Annotated in this window: 19 protein-coding genes; 12 read left to right on the top strand and 7 right to left on the bottom strand. The window is 62.7% G+C overall.

The genetic code is table 11. The annotated features are described in order from the left end of the window. Positions 1–323: TRAP transporter small permease subunit (locus GPA21_RS05550; protein WP_168987220.1), on the top strand; the 323-nt coding region annotated here is incomplete at its 5' end. Positions 324–396: 73 nt separating this feature from the next. Further along, on the top strand, positions 397–1,758 hold the full coding sequence (locus tag GPA21_RS05545) for a TRAP transporter large permease (protein WP_211163431.1): 1,362 nt from the start codon (positions 397–399) through the stop codon (positions 1,756–1,758). A 24-nt stretch (positions 1,759–1,782) separates the two neighbouring features. Here GPA21_RS05545 and GPA21_RS05540 read toward each other — a convergent pair whose 3' ends face one another. The 4 genes from GPA21_RS05540 to GPA21_RS05525 all read right to left on the bottom strand — a co-directional run bounded on the left by GPA21_RS05540 (position 1,783) and on the right by GPA21_RS05525 (position 8,113). Further along, positions 1,783–2,805: a GGDEF domain-containing protein gene (locus GPA21_RS05540; protein ID WP_168987219.1), complete on the bottom strand. Its 1,023-nt coding sequence runs from the start codon at positions 2,803–2,805 to the stop codon at positions 1,783–1,785. Continuing rightward, positions 2,786–4,678, bottom strand: a complete 1,893-nt coding sequence (locus GPA21_RS05535; RefSeq protein ID WP_168987218.1) for a PAS domain-containing protein — start codon at positions 4,676–4,678, stop codon at positions 2,786–2,788. The genes GPA21_RS05540 and GPA21_RS05535 overlap by 20 nt, the downstream gene beginning before the upstream one ends. 287 nt (positions 4,679–4,965) lie before the next feature. Next, positions 4,966–6,585, bottom strand: coding sequence for a GMC family oxidoreductase N-terminal domain-containing protein (locus GPA21_RS21245; RefSeq protein ID WP_168987217.1), 1,620 nt, complete (start codon positions 6,583–6,585; stop codon positions 4,966–4,968). A 10-nt stretch (positions 6,586–6,595) separates the two neighbouring features. Beyond that, positions 6,596–8,113 carry a CoA-acylating methylmalonate-semialdehyde dehydrogenase gene (locus GPA21_RS05525; protein WP_168987216.1) on the bottom strand — a complete coding sequence of 506 codons (1,518 nt, stop codon included), beginning with the start codon at positions 8,111–8,113 and terminating at the stop codon, positions 6,596–6,598. A gap of 158 nt (positions 8,114–8,271) precedes the next feature. On the opposite strand from GPA21_RS05525, the gene GPA21_RS05520 reads away from it, so the two are divergent. Beyond that, positions 8,272–9,177, top strand: a complete 906-nt coding sequence (locus GPA21_RS05520; RefSeq protein ID WP_211163430.1) for a LysR family transcriptional regulator — start codon at positions 8,272–8,274, stop codon at positions 9,175–9,177. Between the two features lie 260 nt (positions 9,178–9,437). Next, the gene (locus GPA21_RS05515) at positions 9,438–9,869 is read left to right on the top strand and encodes a hypothetical protein (protein WP_168987214.1); all 432 of its coding nucleotides are present in this window, start codon (positions 9,438–9,440) and stop codon (positions 9,867–9,869) included. A gap of 16 nt (positions 9,870–9,885) precedes the next feature. On the opposite strand, the gene GPA21_RS05510 is transcribed toward GPA21_RS05515, so the two are convergent. After that, entirely contained in the window at positions 9,886–10,701 is an 816-nt protein-coding gene (locus GPA21_RS05510; RefSeq protein ID WP_168987213.1) for an IclR family transcriptional regulator domain-containing protein, read from the bottom strand. Positions 10,702–10,856: 155 nt separating this feature from the next. Here GPA21_RS05510 and GPA21_RS05505 point away from each other — a divergent pair, with 155 nt between their 5' ends. The 6 genes from GPA21_RS05505 to maiA all read left to right on the top strand — a co-directional run bounded on the left by GPA21_RS05505 (position 10,857) and on the right by maiA (position 16,077). Continuing rightward, the gene (locus GPA21_RS05505) at positions 10,857–11,819 is read left to right on the top strand and encodes an MBL fold metallo-hydrolase (protein WP_168987212.1); all 963 of its coding nucleotides are present in this window, start codon (positions 10,857–10,859) and stop codon (positions 11,817–11,819) included. A 122-nt stretch (positions 11,820–11,941) separates the two neighbouring features. Further along, the gene (locus GPA21_RS05500; RefSeq protein ID WP_168987211.1) at positions 11,942–13,606 is read left to right on the top strand and encodes an FAD-dependent oxidoreductase; all 1,665 of its coding nucleotides are present in this window, start codon (positions 11,942–11,944) and stop codon (positions 13,604–13,606) included. A gap of 10 nt (positions 13,607–13,616) precedes the next feature. Then, positions 13,617–13,841, top strand: coding sequence for a DUF2783 domain-containing protein (locus GPA21_RS05495; protein WP_168987210.1), 225 nt, complete (start codon positions 13,617–13,619; stop codon positions 13,839–13,841). Positions 13,842–13,854: 13 nt separating this feature from the next. Then, the gene (locus GPA21_RS05490; RefSeq protein WP_168987209.1) at positions 13,855–14,400 is read left to right on the top strand and encodes a VOC family protein; all 546 of its coding nucleotides are present in this window, start codon (positions 13,855–13,857) and stop codon (positions 14,398–14,400) included. After that, on the top strand, positions 14,397–15,407 hold the full coding sequence (locus GPA21_RS05485) for a fumarylacetoacetate hydrolase family protein (protein WP_168987208.1): 1,011 nt from the start codon (positions 14,397–14,399) through the stop codon (positions 15,405–15,407). Before GPA21_RS05490 ends, GPA21_RS05485 begins: the two co-directional genes overlap by 4 nt. A gap of 25 nt (positions 15,408–15,432) precedes the next feature. Then, positions 15,433–16,077: a maleylacetoacetate isomerase gene (maiA, locus tag GPA21_RS05480; protein ID WP_168987207.1), complete on the top strand. Its 645-nt coding sequence runs from the start codon at positions 15,433–15,435 to the stop codon at positions 16,075–16,077. Positions 16,078–16,142: 65 nt separating this feature from the next. On the opposite strand, the gene GPA21_RS05475 is transcribed toward maiA, so the two are convergent. Both GPA21_RS05475 and GPA21_RS05470 read right to left on the bottom strand, forming a co-directional pair. Beyond that, a complete protein-coding gene (locus GPA21_RS05475; RefSeq protein ID WP_168987206.1) occupies positions 16,143–16,490 on the bottom strand; it encodes a DUF1840 domain-containing protein in 348 nt (115 codons plus the stop codon). Positions 16,491–16,501: 11 nt separating this feature from the next. After that, positions 16,502–17,059 (bottom strand): hypoxanthine-guanine phosphoribosyltransferase, encoded by a 558-nt coding sequence (locus GPA21_RS05470; protein ID WP_168987205.1) that lies wholly within the window; start codon positions 17,057–17,059, stop codon positions 16,502–16,504. Between the two features lie 119 nt (positions 17,060–17,178). Here GPA21_RS05470 and upp point away from each other — a divergent pair, with 119 nt between their 5' ends. Further along, positions 17,179–17,838 (top strand): uracil phosphoribosyltransferase, encoded by a 660-nt coding sequence (upp, locus tag GPA21_RS05465; RefSeq protein WP_168987204.1) that lies wholly within the window; start codon positions 17,179–17,181, stop codon positions 17,836–17,838. Positions 17,839–17,934: 96 nt separating this feature from the next. After that, positions 17,935–21,117, top strand: a complete 3,183-nt coding sequence (locus GPA21_RS05460; RefSeq protein ID WP_168987203.1) for a sensor domain-containing protein — start codon at positions 17,935–17,937, stop codon at positions 21,115–21,117. Positions 21,118–21,132: the final 15 nt, after the last annotated feature.

Below are 21,132 nucleotides of genomic sequence, written 5' to 3'. Positions count from 1 at the left end.
ACTGCTTTCTTCATGACGGACATGTGAGGGTGGATGTGCTCGCCGAGCACTTCCGCCCACGCACCCGGGCGGCGATCGAGGTGTTTTTCACACTCGTGTTCTTCCTGCCCTTCTGCTATTTCATCCTTCAGTACGCGTGGCCTTTCGTCGAGCGGTCCTATCGTATCAACGAGATCTCGGCGGCGCCTGGCGGCTTGCCGATGCGCTGGATCATCAAGTCGTTCATCATCTACGCGTTCGCCTTGCTTGCCATGGCGGGGGTGGCGCGGTTGATCCGCGCGTTTGCCTTGCTGACCGGGTTTCCGCGTCCGCGGCAAACCTGAAACGGCGCACTTTTCTCACGCAATCAGACCGTTACGGCAGTAACGAGAACCTCAACGGGATAGGAGCCGGTTCGTGTTCGAGGCAAACGAGATTCTTGTCATGGCGATGCTGGGCAGTTTCATACTGCTCATCTTCACCGGCTATCCGGTAGCCTGGCTGCTCGCCGGTATTTCGGTGGTGTTCAGCGTCGGGGCCATCCTGTTGTCGCAGTATTTTGACGTCGACACCTACTTCCTGACCGACTGGCGCATCTTCGGCGTCATGGTCCAGCGCATCTTTGGCCAGATGTCCAACTGGGTGTTGGTCGCGTTGCCAATGTTCATATTCATGGGGCTGATGCTGGAGCGCTCCGGCATCGCCGAGCGCCTGATGCTGAGTTTCATCAAGCTTTTCGGGCGCTTCCGTGGCGGGCTCGGCGTGGCGGTAATCACCATCGGCATCCTGCTCGCAGCCTCGACCGGCATCGTCGGCGCCTCGGTGGTGTTGCTGGCGATGCTGTCTATCCCGGTGATGCTGGAGCAACGCTATTCGCCGGCTTTCGCGAGTGGCGTCGTCGCGTCGGCGGGCACGCTGGGTATTCTGATCCCGCCCAGCATCATGCTCATCATCATGGCCGACCAGCTGTCGCTGTCGGTTGGCAATCTCTTCATGGGCGCCCTCATTCCTGGGGTCATGCTCGGCCTGCTCTACATCGCGTACGTCATCATCGCCGCGATCGCCTATCCAAAGCTCGCCCAGCCGCCCAAGGATTTGCCGCCGATCACCCTGAAGCTGATCGGAGAGGTATTGCTTGCAGTGATTCCGCCGCTCGGTCTGATCCTGGCGGTGCTTGGCTCGATCTTTTTCGGCATCGCCACACCAACCGAGGCTGCCGGCGTCGGCGCGCTCGGCGCGACGATTCTGGCGGCGATGAACAGGAAGCTGTCGTTTGCGGTCATCAAGGAAGTCTGCGAGAAGACCACGCTGACCACAGCCTTCGTGTTCGGCATTTTCCTCGGCGCGACCGCGTTTGCCGTGGTGCTGCGCTCGCTCGGTGGCGATGAGTTCATTGGCGGACTGCTGCGCGGCATTCCGCTGCCGCCGGAGGGCATCGTCATCGTTATCCTGTTGATCGCCTTCGTCGCCGGCTTCTTCCTCGACTGGCTCGAGATCAGCCTGATTCTTTTGCCGTTGGTAGGACCAGTGGTGTCTGCACTCGGCTTTGATCTGATCTGGTTCGTTGTGTTGTTCGCAGTGGCCCTGCAAACGTCGTTCCTGACACCGCCCGTAGGCTTCTCGCTCTTCTACCTGAAAGGGGTCGTCCCTCCACAGATCAAGACCAAGCACATCTACATGGGGGTGATCCCGTTCATCCTGCTCCAGCTGCTCGCGGTGGCGATGGTCTTCATCTGGGAGGACCTGGTGTTGTGGTTGCCGAGGATGATGTACGGCTGATCGAGGCGGTTCCCGGGGCCGCTGTCAGGGTGATGTGATCGCCGATTCGCGATGACAGCAGACCCGGTTCCGGCCCGAACTCTTTGCCTCGTACAACGCCTCGTCGGCTCGAGCGAGGATACGGTTTGCATCCTGCCTGTCCAGCATGGCGAGACCGATGCTCATCGTCACTCGTATGGACGCGTCGCCGGTGACGACCGGCGAGTCGGCCAGCGTCTGTCGCAGGCGGTTGGCGAGCGAGGCTGCGTCGGTTTCGCTGATGTCGCGCAGCAACACGGCGAATTCCTCGCCACCGATGCGTCCGGCGGTATCGTGCTGGCGTAATCCAAGGCGAACGATTCGCGCCAGATGCTGCAACACCAGATCGCCGGTGGCGTGCCCATAGGTATCGTTTACCTTCTTGAAGTGATCCATGTCCAGCATCAGCAGCGCACCCTCGCGCTCGGGGTGCTGGCGATAGTCCTCGAGTGCAGCTTCCAAGCTTGCCATGAAGCTTCGCCTGTTGGGCAGATTGGTCAGCGCATCGGTCAATGCAAGCGAAGCGAGCGCTCGCTCGCGCTCCTTCTGCTCGCTTATGTCGTGCAGCAGCCAGACACGGCCGAGCTGTTCGCCGCCACGTTCGATCGGCAGCCAGTCGATTTCCAGGGTCTTGCCATCGGACTGTGTCACCTCGATGGTTCGCCGCTTCTCGCCTCGTGTCAGTCCCGGTTGGTGCAACCAGGCGGATCGTTCCGGGCCGAGGCGTTCGCACAAGGCGTCGTGGTGTTGCCCGATCAGGTTGTCAGCGTGGTCCGGGAGCCCGAGCAGGGCGCACAGACTGGGGTTGGCGGTGGTGATCACGCCGGCCGCGTCCTCCATCAGTACGCCACCGGGGAAGCGCCGCAGCAGGGCGGTCAAGCGCAGTCGTTCGGCGGCCAGTGCGGTCTGAATCTGGTGCTTCTCTGTGATATCGACCAGCGTCCATACCGATACGCTGTCTTCGTCGTCCGGATCGCGCGTCACCGCCTGCATATCGAACCAGCGCACCTCACCGCGGGCGTCGCGCATCGGGTACTCGAGGCGGACTTTGCCGGTGCGGCGCAGGGTATCGTTGAACGGCTCCAGGCGCGTAGTGTTCGTCGCTCAGATGCAGGCTGCGAAGCGTCAGTGTGGCGAGGTCGGTGCCCTGGGGCACGAAGATCTCCATGGCCCGACGGTTGGCTTCGAGAATGTGCTGGTCGGCGCTCAGGACCGCGATGGCCGCCATGCTCTCTTCGAGCAGGATGGTGTGCATCTGGGTCTCCGCCACGCGGGCGCTGATGTCGGTGCAGGTGCCGATCAGGCGTAGCGGCTGAGCTGTCGTGTCCCAATCCACGACGCGACCACGGACTTCCACCCATAGCCAACGACCCGAAGCGGTGCGCAGGCGATGCTCACTGGCGATGACCTCGTTGGGATGGCGGTTCAAGGCTGAGCTCAGCTCGCTGATGACGCGATCACGATCGGCCGGGTGAATCTCGGCGATGTAGTCCTCGTAGCGCAGGCTGCGCGCTTCCGCCGGGGCGCCAAGCATCTCGTTGATTCTCGCATCCCAGCTGACCTCGCCGGTGTCCACGTGCCAGGACCACAAACCATCACGCACCGCCTGCAGCGTCTCGCGAAGAAGCGTTTCGCTGCGTCTGAGGACTTCGGCGGTCTCGTGTTCCGCGGTCACGTCGTGGATGTAACCGTGCCATAGCGTATCGCCTTCGTCGGTGCGTTCCGGGCGGGCCCGTCCCGACACCCAGCGAATGCTGCCGTCCGGCTGCATGACCCGGTATTCGCATCGCCAGAGGGCGAGCTGTTCGGCCGACTCGTGGATGCTGCGCGAAACCTGGGGCAGGTCCGCCGGATGGATGCGCGCGAAAACCGGCGCAGCCGTGGTGACCACCGTCAGCGGTTCAAGGCCATAGATGTCGTGGATGCCGGGGCTGGAATATGGGAAGCAGGAGCTTCCGTCTCGATGCATGCGGTATTGGTACACGGCACCAGGCACTTGGGCGACCAGTTTTTCCAGTCGCTGACCGGTTTCTGCGATTCTGCGGGTCTGCTCGGCGTGCCTTCTCCAGAAGACACTGATGACAGCGAACGCCAGCAATAGCAGAGCGGATCCGGCGAGATTCTGCCAGTAGCTGTATTTCAGGGCATCGCTTACTCCGGCGAGTGCGGTATCCCGGCCCAGGCCCACGCTAACCAGTACCGGATAGCCGGTCACACGATGCCAGGCGTAGAATCGATCGACCTGGTCGATGTCGGTGATTGCGCGGAAACTGCCACGTTCGGCAGTGTTGCCTACAAGTCTCCTACTGTGATGGGGGGCCACCTGTCCCATGACTTCGCTCATGCGATCCGATCGGGCGAGGTAGATACCCTTGTCGTTCATCAGCACCGCGACGTTGACGGGATCCGGAAACAGGTCGCGAAGCACGTTCGCCAGGTGATAGGTCGAAACCGACACGACGATGACACCGCGAAGCCGCCCTTCGACGGTCAGCGGACGGGTGAACTGCACCGTCCATTGTCCCGAGACGCGACCGAAGATGGGGGCGCTGATGAACAGGCCCTGGGTGGGATTTTCTAGGTGAACCCGGAAATGCTCGCGATCGGCGATCGAGACCGGACGTCCCGTCTGTTCGTCGGCGGGCGCCGCATCGGTCAGGTCGGAAAACACGATGTCCCCAAGTGAATTCGCGATTGCGACCTGGGTCAGCGCGCCTTCCGGCATCGCCTCGCGGGCGACTGCTGCGGCATGGCGGGTGCCCTCCGGGCCTTCCTTCAGCCAGTGTTCGCCGAGGTGGCCGGCGAGGTAGTCGAGCTTGATGAACTGGGTTTGCGCCTGCAGGGCCAATGCGTGAGCAATCTCGGCCGCGCGCAACTGGGTTTGCTCTTCGGCCCGGTGCATCTGATCCTGGTGCGATGAGTAAAGCAATGTCCAGTAGGCGCCGAGCAGGCATGCCACGCACAACCAGATTGCGATCAGTCGACGTCGAAAAGTGGTTGGTGTGTGGCCGACGCGGGCGGGCGCCGGTGGGGGCGTGCGGGATGGTTCAACATCAGTGGTTCGCTGGGTGATGCGGCAGTGCAGTATGTCTTATGTTATACGCAAGCTTTCGTATAACTACGATAAATAGTGCACGTTCGTGCCGCATCCGCCACCGGACGCTGGATCACGCCACCCATCCGGTGGTATCAGTTCATCTTACGATCTCCGCGGATCATTGCTGCACCGCGTTCAGCGATCATGATCGTCGGCGAGCTGGTGTTGCCCGAGGTGATGGTCGGCATGATGGAGGCATCCACGACCCGCAAACCCTGCAGCCCGCGTACCCGCAGACGGCTGTCGACCACGGCGGATTCGTCATCTTCTCGCCCCATTTTGCAGGTGCCCACCGGGTGGAAGATGGTCGTGCCGATGTTGCCGGCTGCCTCGGCGAGCTGCTCGTCGGTGTCGTAGGCCGGTCCAGGCAGGTGCTCGCTTGGAAGGTACGGTGCCAGCGCCGGCTGAGACGCAATCTTGCGGGTTAGCCGGATCGCCCGGGCCGCTTTTTCACGGTCGGCGTCGGTGCTCAGATAACACGGCGCTATTCGCGGCGCGCTGCCGGGGTCGCGGTCGCGGATTTTCATCCAGCCGCGCGAAGTCGGACGCAGGTCGCAGACGCTGGCGGTGAAGGCCGGGAAAGTGTGGAGCGGGTCGCCGAACTTGTCGAGCGACAGCGGCTGGACGTGATACTCCAGATCCGGCGTAGGCATGTCCGGGCTGGAGTGTGCGAACAGACCGAGTTGGCTGGGCGCCATGGTCAGCGGCCCGCGGCGGAAGAGCGCGTACTCCAACCCCATCATCGCCTTGCCCCACAGGCTGTTGGCCTGCTTGTTGAGCGTCTTGATGCCCTGCACCCTGAACACGCTGCGCAGTTGCAAGTGGTCCTGGAGATTGTTGCCGACGCCGGACAGCGCATGGGCGACCTCAATGCCCATCTCCTGCAGGAAGGCCGGATCGCCTATGCCCGAGCGCTGCATGATCGCCGGCGAACCCAGCGAGCCGGCGGCGAGCACGGTTTCGATGCGGCTGCGCGCGACGCAGCGTTCGCCATTCACGATGAACTCGATGCCCTGAACTGTCTTGTCCTTGATCACCAGGCGGTCGCTCATCGCATGTGTCACCACCTTGAGGTTGGAGCGATGGGTGATCGGATGCAGAAATGCCTTGGATGCGTTCCAGCGTACTCCTTTCTTCTGATTGACCTCGAACTGGCTGGTGCCGAAGTTGTTGCCGGTGTTGAAGTCCGCCGTGGCGGGAATGCCGGCCTGGTTCGCAGCTTCGGCGAACCGGTCGAGGATGTCCCAGCGCAGGCGCTGCTGTTCCACGCGCCACTCGTTGCCTGCACCGTGCATCTCGTTGTCGCCGCGCCAGTGATCTTCGCAACCCTTGAATACCGGCAGCACCTTGTTCCACGACCAGTCGGCATCCCCGGTGAGCGACGCCCACTCGTCGTAGTCACGCGCCTGACCGCGCATGTAGATCATCGCGTTGATCGAGGTGCTGCCGCCGAGACCCTTGCCCCGCGCGTAGATAATGGAGCGACCGTTGAGACCTGGTTCCGGCTCGGTCTTGTAGCACCAGTCGGTGCGCGGATTGTTGATGCAGAAGAGATAACCGACCGGGATGTGTATCCAGATCCAGTCGTCCTTGCCGCCGGCTTCGAGCAGCAGCACCTTGATCTCGGGGTCGGCGGACAGCCGGTTGGCGAGCACGCAACCGGCAGCCCCGGCACCTACGACGATGTAGTCGAATTCTCCGAAGTCCTTCACCTGGGCATCCTCACTTGTTGACCGGCATGACGAACTCCGGCCCCTTCGAGGTGCTGTCCGGCCAGCGCTGCATGATGCTCTTGTAGCGGGTGTAGAAACGAACGCCTTCCTCGCCGTAGGCGTGGTGGTCGCCGAACAGGCTCTGCTTCCAGCCGCCGAACGAATGCCAGGCCATCGGTACCGGGATTGGCACGTTGATGCCCACCATGCCGACCTGAATGGTTTGTGCGAAGGCCTGGGCCGTGCCGCCATCGCGGGTGAAGCAGGCCACACCGTTCCCGTAGGCGTGATTGTTGATGAGCTCCACCGCCTCGGCGAAGGTGGCGACCCGGACCACCGACAGCACCGGCCCGAAGATTTCCTCTTCGTAAATGCTCATGCCCGGCTTCACGTGGTCGAACAGCGTGGCACCGGTGAAAAAGCCGTGTTCCCGGCCGGGTACCTTGAGGCCGCGACCGTCGAGCACCAGCGTTGCGCCCTCGCGTACGCCCGCGTCGATGTAGCCCTCGATGCGTTCCTTCGCGGCCGCGGTGACGATCGGGCCCATGTCGGCGCCCTCTGCCTCGCCGTCGTTGATGTTCAGCTTGCGGGCGCGATCAACCACCTTGTCGACCAATGTGTCGGCGACATCGCCAACGACGACTGCCACCGAGATCGCCATGCATCGCTCGCCCGCCGATCCGTAGGCCGAACCGATCAGTGCGTCGGCGGCCTGATCGAGGTCCGCATCCGGCATCACCACCATGTGATTCTTGGCGCCGCCGAGCGCTTGCGCGCGCTTGCCGTTCTTCGCAGCGGTTTCATAAATGTAGCGGGCGATCGGTGTGGAGCCGACGAAACTCACCGCCTGTACGTCCGGGTGGTTCAGCAGACCGTCGACCGCAACCTTGTCGCCCTGCAGCACATTGAACACGCCGTCGGGCAACCCGGCCTCGCGGAACAGCTCGGCGGTCAGCAACGACGGTGAGGGGTCGCGCTCGGACGGCTTGAGGATGAAGGTGTTGCCGCAGGCGATCGCCACCGGCGCCATCCACATCGGCACCATGAACGGGAAGTTGAACGGCGTAATGCCGGCGGTCACGCCCAGCGGCATGCGCTGGCTCCAGTTGCTGATGCCGCCGCCGACGTTGTCCGAATACTGCCCCTTCAACAGTTGCGGAATGCCGCAGGCGAACTCGATGACTTCGAGTCCACGCTGGACCTCGCCCTGGGCGTCGGGGAAAGTCTTGCCGTGCTCGCGCGTGATCAGACGGGCAATGTCCTTGGCGTGACGTTCGACCAGCGCCTGCATCTTCAGCATCACGCGTGCGCGGCGCTGTGGCGTGGTTGCTGCCCACGCCGGAAAGGCCTGGGACGCCGCAGCGACCGCGGCATCCACATCCGCTTGTTCTGCGAGGCGAACCTCGCGTGCGACCGCACCCAGAGCGGGATCGAAGACCGGCGCGTTACGCTCGCCGATACCAGAGTGAATATTGCCGCCGATCCAGTGGGGAACGAGGTCGGACGCATGGACGTAGGTCAGAGACATATGATGAATCCTCATGTCGGTGTTGGGTGCGGGCGCGCATGGATTTCCATGTCGCCGGACTGTTGCAGCCTGTATTTATAGTTTGTAGGCGATGGCTGGTCCAATGATTTATCCTTTGATCCGTTATTGTCATTACTAATATCGAAATGGATCCAGGTTTGCTGCGGTCTTTCGTCATCGTCGCACGTGAAGGCAATCTGACCCGGGCCGCCTCGCGGCTGTTCCTGAGTCAGCCGGCGCTCAGCCTCCAGATCAAGAAGCTCCAGTCCGAGGTCGGGCTCGCGCTGTTCGAACGTACGCCCAGAGGGATGAGGCTGACCGACTTCGGCCGTCGCTTGCTGCCTGCAGCCGAGCGTGCTGTTGCATCGGTGAACGAGTTCGAGTCCGCAGCCGCCAGTCTGCGCGGTGCGGTAAGCGGTCGTCTGCGATTGGGCACGATTGTCGACCCGGAGTTTCTGCGTCTCGGGGCCTTTCTTGGCGCGCTGGCCGAATCCCATCCGGGGCTGGCCTTCGAACTGAGGCATGGCATGTCGGGTGCGGTGGCACGAGAGGTAGAGCTGGGTACGCTGGATGTTGCCTACACGCTGGGTTTTCCGGGACTGAAGGAACTCGCGGGACGGTTTCATGCGATTCAGCTGACGAGCTTCACTTACCGGGTCGTCGCGCCGCCCGGCTGGGGTGCGCAGGTTCGAGGCAAAGGCTGGCGGGAACTGGCGGCCTTGCCGTGGATCGCCACGCCGCAGGAATCCGCGCATCATCGGCTGCTGGGCCGGATTTTCGGGTCGCTTGGGGTGGAACAGAATGTGGTCGCGCGCGTCGATCTCGAGCCGACGATGCTCGACCTGGTGCGCTCCGGTGTCGCACTCGCACTCGCGCGCGACAGCCTCGCACTACGCGCTGCGCACGCCGACGGGGTGGTGATCGCAGATGCGGTTTCGGTCGATGCAGGGCTCGCGTTCATCTGTCGCCACGATCGTCGAGGCGAGCCGCCCATCGCTGCGGCGCTACGGGTTGTCTCTGAAGTCTGGCCGGATGCTATTGTGGTGGCTGACGAGCCTGGATAAAGTTCATACAATTCGTGACATATGCACTCATCACATCCGGCGAAAGAGGGGATATTTCGGCAACATACCCATATGGCCTTCTAGTTTTCAGGCTGATGCGTGCGACCAACGGTCTTATTCGTGAGCAGGGCGATATTGACTTGAACTGAAGCAAATTCACACCAGGAGACAAAATGACAACGGTTTTTGCCAAGACCCGCAAAGGGCAGGAGGAAATCGATTTACGGGGCGGTTCGCTCGGACCGCGCGCGCGGAGGCTGTTGATTCTGTTCGACGGCAAGCGCGACATCGACGCGCTCCGGGCGATGATGCCCGACCCGAAGTTCGACGAAACATTCGAGTTGCTTGTCGCGGGCGGGTTTGTCGCTGCGCCGGGTGCAGCGGCCGCCAACGAGTCAACGATCGCCGAAGGAAATTCGCCAGCGGCGGTCGTTGCCGAAGAAGTTGTCGATGACGGGCCCGAGATCGAACCGGCGAAACTCGAAATGGCGCGCAATTTCATGTTGAACTCATTGCGCCATTTCAATGGCCCCTATGCCAACATTGACCTGCGCGAGCAGATCCTGAAGAGTAAGTCGGGGCGTGAGCTGCGGAGCCTGAAGGAGCCGTGGCGCGATTCGATTGTTCTTACCAAGATGGGGCAGTTGAGAGTCGAGGAGTTGCAACAGCAACTGGGCGGCTTGCTGGGCTGAGAGCTGCCAGGGCCTCTCAGGCCCTGGTTATGCGTCCGAGTCGCCTTGAAATCCCGTCGGCGCAAGCGCGTACCTTTTGCGCGATCGGGCCGTCCCAGTCGGGGTTGAAGCTGCCAGCCGGCCCCATTGCAGTGAGTGACAGGGCGATATGGCCATTGTGATCAAAAACCGGTGCCGAGAAGGCGTTGATGCCCGGGATCGGATGCCCGATTGCTCGTGCCATTTGCATGCTGCGCACTTCGTCGAGTTCGGCTTCGATGTGTTTTCGTGACGGGCGCAGCGACGATTGATCGTCTCCGGCCAGGCGGGACAGTTCCTGCTGGACCAGTGGTTGCGTCATGCGCTCCGGCAGGAATGCCGTGAACACCCGCCCGGTTGCCGAATTCAGCAGGCTCATGACTGTGCCCGGGCGCATGTTCACATGAATCGGTCGACTGCACTCTTCGATGCTGACGATAGTCGGGCCGTGGTTGCCCCAGACTGCTATCGCGACGTTTTGCTCTATGTCGTTCGATAAGGCCGCTGCAGCTGGCGTGGCGACGCGCAGCGGGTTCAGTCCCTGAAGCGCGGCGAGCCCGACCTGGAGCGCGAAGGCGCCCAGCCCGTAACGACCTGTGATGGGGTCCTGCTCGATGAGTCCCAACTTGCCGAAACTCACCAGATAGGGGTGCGCCTTGGCCGGCGACATGCCGGCCTCGCGCGCCAGATCCTTGAGCATCATTGGCGATGCGTTTCGCACAAGCACCTGAAGCAGGGCGCCGCCGACTTCAATCGACTGGATTCCGCGCCGGTCACTGCTTCGAATCGGCTTGTCGTCACGTTCTTCGCTCACAGGGGCTCTCCTTGGGGGGTGGATTCTAGCAGCGTGTCGGCGTTGACCGCCTCGATTCGGGCTGTTTCGAAAAATTCGACAATGGCGAAGCTATTGACCATTATCGAACATAACTCTAGCATTGCGCTATCCGATTCGATGAGTGAGTAAAGAGAATGAACACCAAGGCATTCGCATCGCAGGCCGATCTCGAAGAGAAGAAAGTCAGTTTCGAGCAGCTGTCCGAGAACGCATATGCGTTCACCGCCGAAGGCGATCCCAATACCGGCATCATCATTGGCGATGACTCGGTGATGATCATCGATGCCACCGCGACACCGGTGGCCGCGCAGGCAGTGATCGCCAAGGTGCGTGAGTTGACTGACAAGCCGATCAAATACGTGGTGCTGACCCACTATCATGCGGTGCGTGTGCTTGGGGCCTCCGGCTACAAGAGCGAGGGGCTGGAGCAGATCATCGCCAGTCACGACACTTACGATCTGATTGTCGAGCGTGGTCAGCAGGACATGGACTCGGAGATTGGGCGTTTTCCGCGTCTTTTTCAGGCGGTCGAGAGCGTGCCGGGCCTGACCTGGCCGACGTTGACCTTCAAGGGCGAAATGACCCTGTGGATGGGCAAGCTCGAGGTCAAGATCAAGCAACTCGGTCGCGGGCATACCAAGGGCGACACCATCGTCTATCTGCCCTCTCAGAACATCTGCTTCTCGGGCGATCTGGTCGAGGCCGATGCGGCCTGCTACACCGGTGACGCCTATCTGGCCGACTGGCCGCAGACGCTCGCCAATCTTGAGGCGATGAACTTCGCCAAGCTGGTGCCCGGACGCGGTCCAGCGTTGATGAACCCGGAGGCGGTCAGGGCAGGTCTTGCTTACACGCGTGATTTCGTCACCACGCTGTACAAGAGCGCGCAGGAGGCGGTCGGCAAGGGCATGGATCTCAAGGCGACAATGGCACTGACCCGGGGGAACATGGACCCGAAGTTCGGTCATGTCTTCATCTACGAGCATTGCCTGCCGTTCGACGTCACGCGCGCGCACGACGAGGCAAGTGGCATTCGGGATCCGCGTATCTGGACCGCCGAGCGCGATCAGCAGATGTGGCACGCTCTCCAGGAGTGAGCATTCAGGAAGGTCGCCCAACCGAAGAAACCAGGTCGGCCGCAACCGGCCGCCAGCAGCGGGAGGTCCTCGAAGAAGGATCGCGCTGACTGTGACCGCAGGCAGCATGCAAGGAGACAGCCGTGCTGAGTACCTACAAGTATCCGAAGTATGAGTATCGACGTCCGCCGGAACTCGATGGTGCGGGCCAAGGGCATCACCCCGTGATCATCGTCGGCGCCGGGCCGGTCGGGCTCGCGACCGCGATCGACCTCGCGCAGCATGGGCAGCGGGTGGTGCTGCTCGACAACGACGACACTGTCAGCATCGGTTCGCGCGGCGTGTGTTACGCCAAGCGCGCCCTGGAGGTGCTCGATCGCATCGGCTGCGGCGAGGAGATGGTCGCCAAGGGCGTCTCGTGGAACGTCGGGCGCACCTTCTTCCGCGAACAGGAGGTATTCAACTTCAACCTTTGCCCGGAGCCGGATCATCACCGGCCGGGGATGATCAACCTGCAGCAGTATTACCTCGAGGAGTATCTGGTCAAGCGCGCCGAGGCAGTCGGCGGCATCGACCTGCGTTGGAAGAACAACGTCGTCGGGGTCACGCAGCAGGCCGATGGTGTGGAACTGCGGGTCGAGACCCCGGATGGTGCCTACAGCCTGAACGCCGACTGGTTGGTCGTGGCGGACGGCGCACGTTCCCCGATCCGTTCGATGCTCGACCTGGACATCGAGGGCAAGATCTTCATGGACCGCTTCCTGATCGCCGATGTGGTCATGGATGCCGATTTTCCGACGGAGCGCTGGTTCTGGTTCGATCCGCCCTTCCATCCGAACCAGTCGGTGCTTCTCCACCGCCAGGCCGACAATGTATTCCGGATCGACTTCCAGCTTGGCTGGGAGGCTGACCCGGAAGAAGAGAAGAAACCCGAGAACGTGATTCCGCGCATCAAGGCGATGCTTGGCGACGATCGCCCGTTCGAGCTCGAGTGGGTCAGCGTCTACACGTTCCAGTGCCGACGCATGAAGGACTTCCGCCACGGGCGAGCGCTCTTCGTCGGCGATGCGGCACACCAGGTGTCACCCTTCGGTGCGCGTGGCGCCAACTCGGGCATTCAGGATGCCGACAACCTGGTGTGGAAGCTCAAGCTGGTCATCGACGGCCAGGCACCGGAGCAACTGCTCGACAGCTACTCGGCAGAGCGTGTTTTCGCCGCTGACGAGAACATCATGAACTCGACCCGCTCGACGGACTTCATCACGCCGAAGTCACCGGTGAGCAAGACATTCCGCAATGCGGTGCTGGGGCTTGCGGAGCATTACGCGTTCGCCCGTGCGCTGGTGAATTCGGGCCGCTTGTCGGTGCCGAGCTTTCTTACCGAGTCCATACTCAACACGCCGGATACCGACACCTTCGCCGGTGACATGGTGCCGGGGGCGCCGATGGATGATGCGCCGATCGAGTCCGCAGGCTCAGCGCCCTGGCTGCTCGGCACCCTCGGAAATCGCTTCCAGCTGCTGCATTTCGTCGAAGATGCGGCGACGCTGGACCTCGGCACGGTGCATGCGTTGAAGGCATTGGCGCACGAACGTGTGGCGGTGGAAGCCATCGTCGTCGCGGCCCGCGGGCAGGCGCCTGAGGCCTTGCGAACCGTCATCGACAAGGCAGGTCGTATCCGTGAGCGTTACGACATGCGGGCCGGTACGACGTATCTTGCCCGGCCGGACCAGCATGTGGCCGCCCGTTGGCGTGCTTTCGACGCCGATGCGGTGCGTGCAGCGGTCGCCCGTGCGACCTGCAACTGAGGAGACGACCATGCCGTTGAATACGCAGCCCAATTTCTCGGAGCCCGGTAAACGCTATTTTCGCGCGTTCAGCCCGGGTGACGATTTCTACGAGATGCTCATCGACACTCATCGTGACCTCAGCGACGAGCAGAGCGCGATGGTCAATGCCCGCCTGATCCTGCTGCTCGCAAATCACATCGGTGACATTTCGGTGCTGCGCGAGGCGATGCAGATCGCCCGCGAGGGCGTTTGAAGGAGATACGAAGATGCTGGTCAACAAGATTCACCACGTGGCCTACCGCTGCAAGGATGCGCTCGAGACCGCGCGCTGGTACGAAAAACACCTCGACATGAAGCTGGTCTTGTCGATCGCAGAGGACGAGGTGCCGTCGACCAAGGAGCCTGATCCGTACATGCACATCTTCCTCGATGCGGGGCAGGGCAACATCCTGGCCTTTTTCGAACTGCCGACCCGCGCGCCGATGGGGCGGGACGAGAATACTCCGGCCTGGACCCAGCACCTCGCGCTCGAGGTCGAGTCGATGGACGTCCTGCTGGCCACCAAGGCCCGTCTCGAGGCGGCGGGTATCGACGTCGTCGGCCCCACCGATCACGCGCTGTTCCAGTCGATCTATTTCTTCGACCCGAACGGTCATCGTCTGGAACTGGCCTGCAACACCCACCGCCCGGGCATGCTCGAGGCGCTGGACGAGGTCAAGTGGGACATGCTCGAGGAATGGGCGAAGACCAAGAAGGCGCCGAAGCATGCCGCGTGGATGCATGACGGCCGTTACAAGGAGATGTTCCGGTGAAACTGGCGACCCTCAAACGGGGCGGGCGTGACGGCACCCTGGTCGTCGTCAGCCGCGACCTCACCCGTTGCCGCGCCGTGCCCGCGATCGCGCGAACCCTGCAGGCCGCACTCGACGACTGGGAAAGCTGCGAGCCGCAACTCCGCCAGGCTTTCGAGGCGCTGGACAGTGGCGCGATCGAGGGTGAACCCTTCGATCCGGCGGCCTGCCACTCGCCGCTGCCCCGTGCCTATCAGTGGGCCGACGGTTCGGCCTACATCAATCATGTGGAGTTGGTGCGCAAGGCGCGAGGGGCCGAGTTGCCCGAGTCCTTCTACACCGATCCGCTGATGTATCAGGGTGGCTCCGACGGTTTCCTCGGCCCGCGTGACGACATCGTCGCGGATGAAACATGGGGCATAGACTTCGAGGCCGAGGTCGCGGTGGTTACCGGCGATCTGCCGCTTGGCGCCGGGCCGGACGTCGCGGCGGGCGCGATTCGCCTGGTGATGCTGGTCAACGACGTCAGCCTGCGCAACCTCATCCCCGGCGAACTGGCAAAAGGTTTCGGCTTCTTCCAGTCCAAGCCGGCCAGTGCGTTCAGCCCGGTCGCGGTGACACCGGACGAGCTTGGCGAAGCCTGGCACGGCGGCAAGCTGCACCTGCCGCTGGAGGTGACGCTCAACGGCCAGCCTTTCGGCAAACCGAACGCCGGCGTGGACATGACCTTCAGCTTCCCGCAACTGGTCGCACACATCACGAGGACGCGAGAGGCCGGTGCCGGCACCATCGTTGGCTCGGGCACCGTGTCGAACAAGCAGGGCGGTCTCTACGGCTCGAGCATCGCGAACGGCGGCGTCGGCTACTGCTGTCTCGCCGAAGTGCGCATGTACGAAACCATCGAGCAGGGAAAGCCGGTCACGCCGTTCATGCGTCCCGGCGACCGGGTCCGGATCGAGATGCATGATGTGGCCGGGCGGAGTATCTTCGGCAGCATCGAGCAAACCGTGCGTGGCCTGACCCCCTGAGGGCATCATCGAACGGAGGCAAACCGTGAAGCTCTACACTTACTTCAGAAGCTCGGCAGCCTACCGGGTGCGAATTGCGCTGAACCTCAAGGGCCTGGCCTGGAATGCGCTGCCGGTGCATCTGGTGCGCAGCGGCGGGGAGCAACACCTGCCCGAGTACCGCTCAGTGAACCCGGCCGGGCTGGTGCCGGCCCTCGATGACGAGGGCGCGGTGATCACCCAGTCGCTGGCGATCATCGAGTATCTGGATGAGCGGCATCCGGAGCCGGCGCTGCTGCCGGGCGATGCGTTGCAGCGCGCACGCATCCGCGAACTGGCCCTCACGATCGCCTGCGATATCCACCCGATCAACAATCTTCGCGTGCTGCAGTACCTGACCCGGGAGTTCGGTGTCGACGAGGAGAAGAAGAACGCGTGGTATCGCCACTGGGTGGAGACCGGCCTGGAAACCGTCGAAGCGCTGCTCGCAGCCCATCGTGGCCAAGGTCGTTTCTGCTTTGGTGACACGCCCACGCTGGCGGATGTGTGCCTCGTGCCACAACTCTACAATGCCCGCCGCTTTGACTGCAGCGTGTCACACCTTGAGCGCATCCACCATGTCGTCGAGGCTTGCGAGGCGCTCGAGGCTTTCCGGCGCGCGGCACCGGAAAGCCAGCCGGACGCAGTCTGACATCAGCAGTTGGACAGTCAGTTCTCGCTACGCACCCGCAGCCGTGGCGGCGTGAGAAGTGCGGGCTATACGCCCCACACTACCGGCACTCGCTCCTTGAGCGAGCACTGCAGCATGTCGAGTAGCGGCCAGGCGCGCTGTGCCAACCCGACCGGCGCCGCCATGCCGACCCGGCCCTCCTCCTTGTCCTTCTCTTCCTGATCCGGGTCGGCGTTCGCTTCGGCTTCGGCCTGGCGCGCCTTGTCTTCAGCGATGGCTGCCATCAACCGGTCGATCGCCTCCGATAGCTGTTCCGCGGTGACGATGCCCTGGGTGGCTTTCGGCTCCTTGCCGATGATGCCGAGCAGGCGCTCGGCCTGATCGCCCATCATGATGACATCGCCGGCGGCGGCTGACTTGAATGTGATGATCATGTCCGCAGTCCTCAGAGTCCCTTCACCGCGTAGATTCCCGGCGCGTTGCGCCAGTAACCCTTGTAGTCCATGCCGCAACCGAACAGGAAGCGGTCGGCGACGTCCAGTCCGGTGAAGTCGGCCCGCATGCCTGCGTAGGCCTTGCGGTCGTGAAGCTTGTGGGTGAGGACCGCCGAGTAGACCCGGGCTGCCCCTTCCTCCTTCAGGTGTTCGATGATCGCGTGCAGTGTGTGACCCTCGTCGAGGATGTCGTCGAGCACCAGCACCGTGCGACCGCGCAAGTCCTGCGTCGGACGTACACGCCAGTCGAGCAGAGTGCCCTGGATCTGGTGGCCGTAGCGCGTGGCGTGCAGATAGGCGACTTCGAGCGCAAAGGGCAGTCGCGGCAGAATGCGCCCGGCCAGAATCAACGCGCCGTTCATCACGGCATAGACCAGCGGATTGCTGTCGCCAAGCTCGGCGGTGATCTCGGCCGCCATGCGGTCGAGCGCTGTCTCGACCTCGGCAGCGTCGACAAGGCAGTCGGCCTCTTCACGGGCGCGGATGATTTCCTGCAGATCGACTGACATTGTCTCGGACTCCGGAGTTTGAATGGCTCGGATTTTACCGGACTCGCTTCGCTGCGGTCAGGATCTCGCGAATGCGGGCTAGAATGGCAGCGCATGTTTTCACGCCGAAAGGACGCACCATGCCGATTCGTGAAGTCCGTCATCCGTTGGTGAAACACAAGATCGGGCTGATGCGCGACAAGAGCATCAGCACCATGCGGTTCCGCGCGCTCACGCGGGAGATCTCGCGCCTGCTCGCGGTCGAAGCGACACGCGACCTGCCGCTGGAACCGACCGGCGTCGAGGGATGGGCCGGCACTGTGAACACCGAGCGTATTGCCGGCAAGAAGCTCACCGTCGTGCCGATACTGCGCGCCGGACTGGGCATGCTCGACGGGGTGCTCGACATCGTGCCGGACGCCAAAGTCAGCATGGTGGGACTTGCGCGCGACGAGACCACGCTCGAACCGCATATCTATCTGGAGAAGTTCGTCGACCGGGTCGACGAGCGCATGGCGATCGTCGTGGATCCGATGCTCGCAACCGGTGGTTCGCTGTCGACCGCGATCTCGATGCTCAAGCGCCGAGGCTGCACCGACATCCGCGCGCTGGTGCTGGTTGCCGCGCCCGAGGGCATGCGGCGCCTGGAGGCTGACCATCCCGAGGTCAAGATTTACGCTGCGAGCATCGATGACCACCTGGACGCGCACGGCTTCATCGTTCCGGGTCTTGGCGATGCCGGAGACCGGATTTTCGGAACGGAAGCAGGAATCAGTTCGCACTCGTCGCCAAGACGATGAGATATTCTTTGCGTCTAGCATAGTAGGCGCCGCGCGCGAAATCCGTCCGCGAGGCGCCGTGAGCGCCGGCGTGACCGGCAGACGAGACGCGCGAAGATGGATACCGGTCGAATCGAGGATCGAGGTGTAGCCTGGGCAGAGTTGCTCGTGATGCCGAGCAACGGCCTTCGTATTCTTGCCGCCAGTGGCGCCGAGGCGGCGTTCGGCCTGTCGCTCGTCGTGGCGAAAGAGGGGGGCGGCCTCAGTCTTGCGGACCTGATTCATCCGGACGACCGGGACGAGCTCCTGCGCCTTGGCGGTGATGCCACAGGCAGCATTCACTTGCGTTTGCGTGATGCAGAGGGTGCGATACGTTGCGTTTGCGGCACATTCAGGCCGGACCCTCTGGCACCGGGGGCGGTGGCGCTCAAATTGGTTGACGCAAGACAGCTCAGCAGCGTTCGAGGGCAGCCAGCCATCAGTCCCGAAATGTGGTCGCTGCTCGAGAATTGCGACGATTACGTTTATTTCAAGAACCGACACTATGTGCTGACCGCGTGCAGCCGTAGTCTCGCGCAAGTCACCGGCCGCGAGAGTGACTGGAACCGCATCGTCGGTACGACCGATTACGAGCTCTTTCCCGAGGAGCATGCAGACCTTTATTACGAACTTGAGAAGAAGGTCTTCGCAGGAGAACCGGTCGCGAGAGCATTGCAGCCCTTCGTCGACCCCCAGGGGAGGGAGCGTTGGGCCGACAATCGTGCGTACCCCATCCGGGACCAGTACGGCGAGATCGTCGGTTTGTTCGGCGTCGCTCGTGATGTCACCAATATTCTCCACACACAGGGCGCACTGAGGGAGAGCGAGAGCCTGCTGCGCACGGTGATCGACGAAATTCCCGATCCCCTGCAGCTCAGGGATGAGAGTGGCGCCTTCCTCCTATGCAATCAGGCGTTCGCGCAACGATTGCGCGTATCGCCGGAACAGACGGTCGGGTATTACGACGAAGCATTCGGCGTGGCACCGGCGATTGCAGACGCAGTGCGACGCGATGTTCGTGCAGTCATTGCCGAGGGCAGATCCGAGGTCGTCTATCAGGAACTGCTTGACCCGTCAGGCGGACCTTCGCGCCATGTCCGTGCGCTGAAGAAACCCTTCGAGGACAGCGATGGCAGGCGCCGGATCCTGATCCTTGAGCAGGACATTACCGATCTCCAGGTTGCTCAACAAAGAGTCATTGACAGCGAGCGGCGATTGCAGACCGTGCTGGAAGTGACCCGTGAAGGGGTTTGGGACTGGCATCTGCCGACCGGGACCATGGCTCACAACCGGCAGTGGTACCTGTCCCTCGGCTACGAAGAGGGTGAGGTTGGCGAGGATATCAGCTCGTTCTTTTCGCTGATCCACCCGCACGATCGCGACCGCGTGGTCGGACGACTTGAGGCGTTGGCGTCCGGGCGAGCCGAGCGCTATCACTCCGAGCACCGGATGCTGCGCAAGGATGGCTCCGCAATCTGGGTGCAGGATCGGGGGCGCGTGGCCGAACGGGACGCGCAAGCGGTTCCGGTTCGCGTGGTGGGCAGCTTCATAGATGTTACCGAGCAGCGCGAGCACAAGCGCCAGCTGGAGTTTCTGGCCCATTATGACGCGCTTACCGGTTTGCCGAATCGCGTGCTGCTTGCCGACCGGATGAAGTTGGCGATGGCGCATGTCCAGCGCCGTGGCGGGCGCCTCGTCGTCGCCTATCTCGACCTGGACGGTTTCAAGGAGATCAACGATAGCCATGGTCATGGCGTCGGCGATCAACTGCTGACCGTGGTCGCTGCCCAGATCAAGGGAACATTGCGTGACGGCGATACGATCGCGAGGCTGGGGGGTGATGAATTCGTCGCCGTGCTGACCGATCTCCAGGAAGAGCAATCGAGTGTGCCGTTGGTCATGAGGCTGCTTGACGCGGTCGCCAAACCGGTGGCAATTCGGGGGGCCTCCTTCCGCGTGACCGGCAGTGTCGGCGTGACCTTCTATCCTCAGGATGAAGATGTCGATGCGGATCAGCTGTTGCGCCAGGCAGATCAGGCCATGTATCAGGCCAAACTCGCGGGCAAGAGCCGGTACCATTTCTTCGATGCGGAACGCGATCGCAACGTACGTGGCAGGAACGAGAGTCTCAAGCGCCTGGAGCAGGCCTTGGAGCGTGGTGAGTTCGTGCTGTACTACCAACCGAAGGTGAATCTGCGTAGCGGCGAGGTGATCGGCGCCGAAGCCTTGCTGCGCTGGCAACATCCCGATCAGGGCTTGCTTGCGCCCGGCGCCTTCCTGCCGGAACTCGAACGTGAGCCGCTTGGGGTTGCGCTGGGCGAATGGGTGCTGGACGAAGCCTGCGCGCAGATGGCGGAGTGGGCGCGGCAGGGACTCGAGCTGTCGGTCAGCGTGAATGTCTCAGCTCATCATCTGCAGCAGACGGACTTCCCCGCCCGCCTGCGCGAGCGGCTTGCTGCGCATGCAGACCTGCCTGCAGGGCGGCTCGAGCTCGAAGTGCTAGAAACCAGTGCGCTGGATGACGTCGCACAGGTGATGGGGGCTTTCGAGACCTGCGCTGAGCTGGGGGTGCGAATCGCCCTCGACGACTTTGGCACCGGATATTCATCGCTCACCTATCTCAGGCGTCTGCCCGCGCACATGCTCAAGATCGATCGAAGTTTCGTCGCGGGCATGCTCGACGACCCGGATGACCTCGCGATTCTCGAAGGCGTCATCGGGCTTGGCAACGCGTTTCGACTCGAGATCGTCGCGGAAGGGGTAGAAACCCTCGAGCAGGGCATCCTGCTGTTGCTCCTTGGCTGCGAACTCGCACAGGGTTACGTGATTGCCAAGCCCATGCCCGGGGAGGACCTGTTGCAATGGATCGAGCAATGGGAGCCGCCGCTGTCGTGGCTTGGTCAGCGGCGCATCCGCAGGGAACTGCTGCCAGCGGTCTATGCCTGCGTCGAAACCCGGGCAAGCTTGCTCGAAGTTGAGCGCTTCGCGAGCGATCAGCGCGAAGATCCTCCCGTTCTGGATCCCGTAGGGTGTCGCCTTGGGCGCTGGCTGGAGCTGGTCCGTGAGCGCTATAGCATGGAAGCCCGCTTCGGCAAGGTCGAAGCGGCCTACCTTCGACTCATCGAGGCGGTCGGGAAGGTCATGGAGTCAGCCCGCAGCGGGAAGGCGGATGGCTCTGCGCTGGCGGACCTTGTCGCCGTGCGCGAGGAAACCACCCGCCATCTGCTCGAATTGCTGGACGAACTCGGCAGGCGCAGCTGAGCCTGTCGTCGCGCC

This window comes from Azoarcus taiwanensis, assembly GCF_012910885.1.
GTDB classification, from domain to species: Bacteria; Pseudomonadota; Gammaproteobacteria; order Burkholderiales; family Rhodocyclaceae; genus Azoarcus_F; species Azoarcus_F taiwanensis.
Note: the sequence above shows the minus strand (reverse complement) of the source record. Positions and strands in the feature narration are given on the sequence as shown.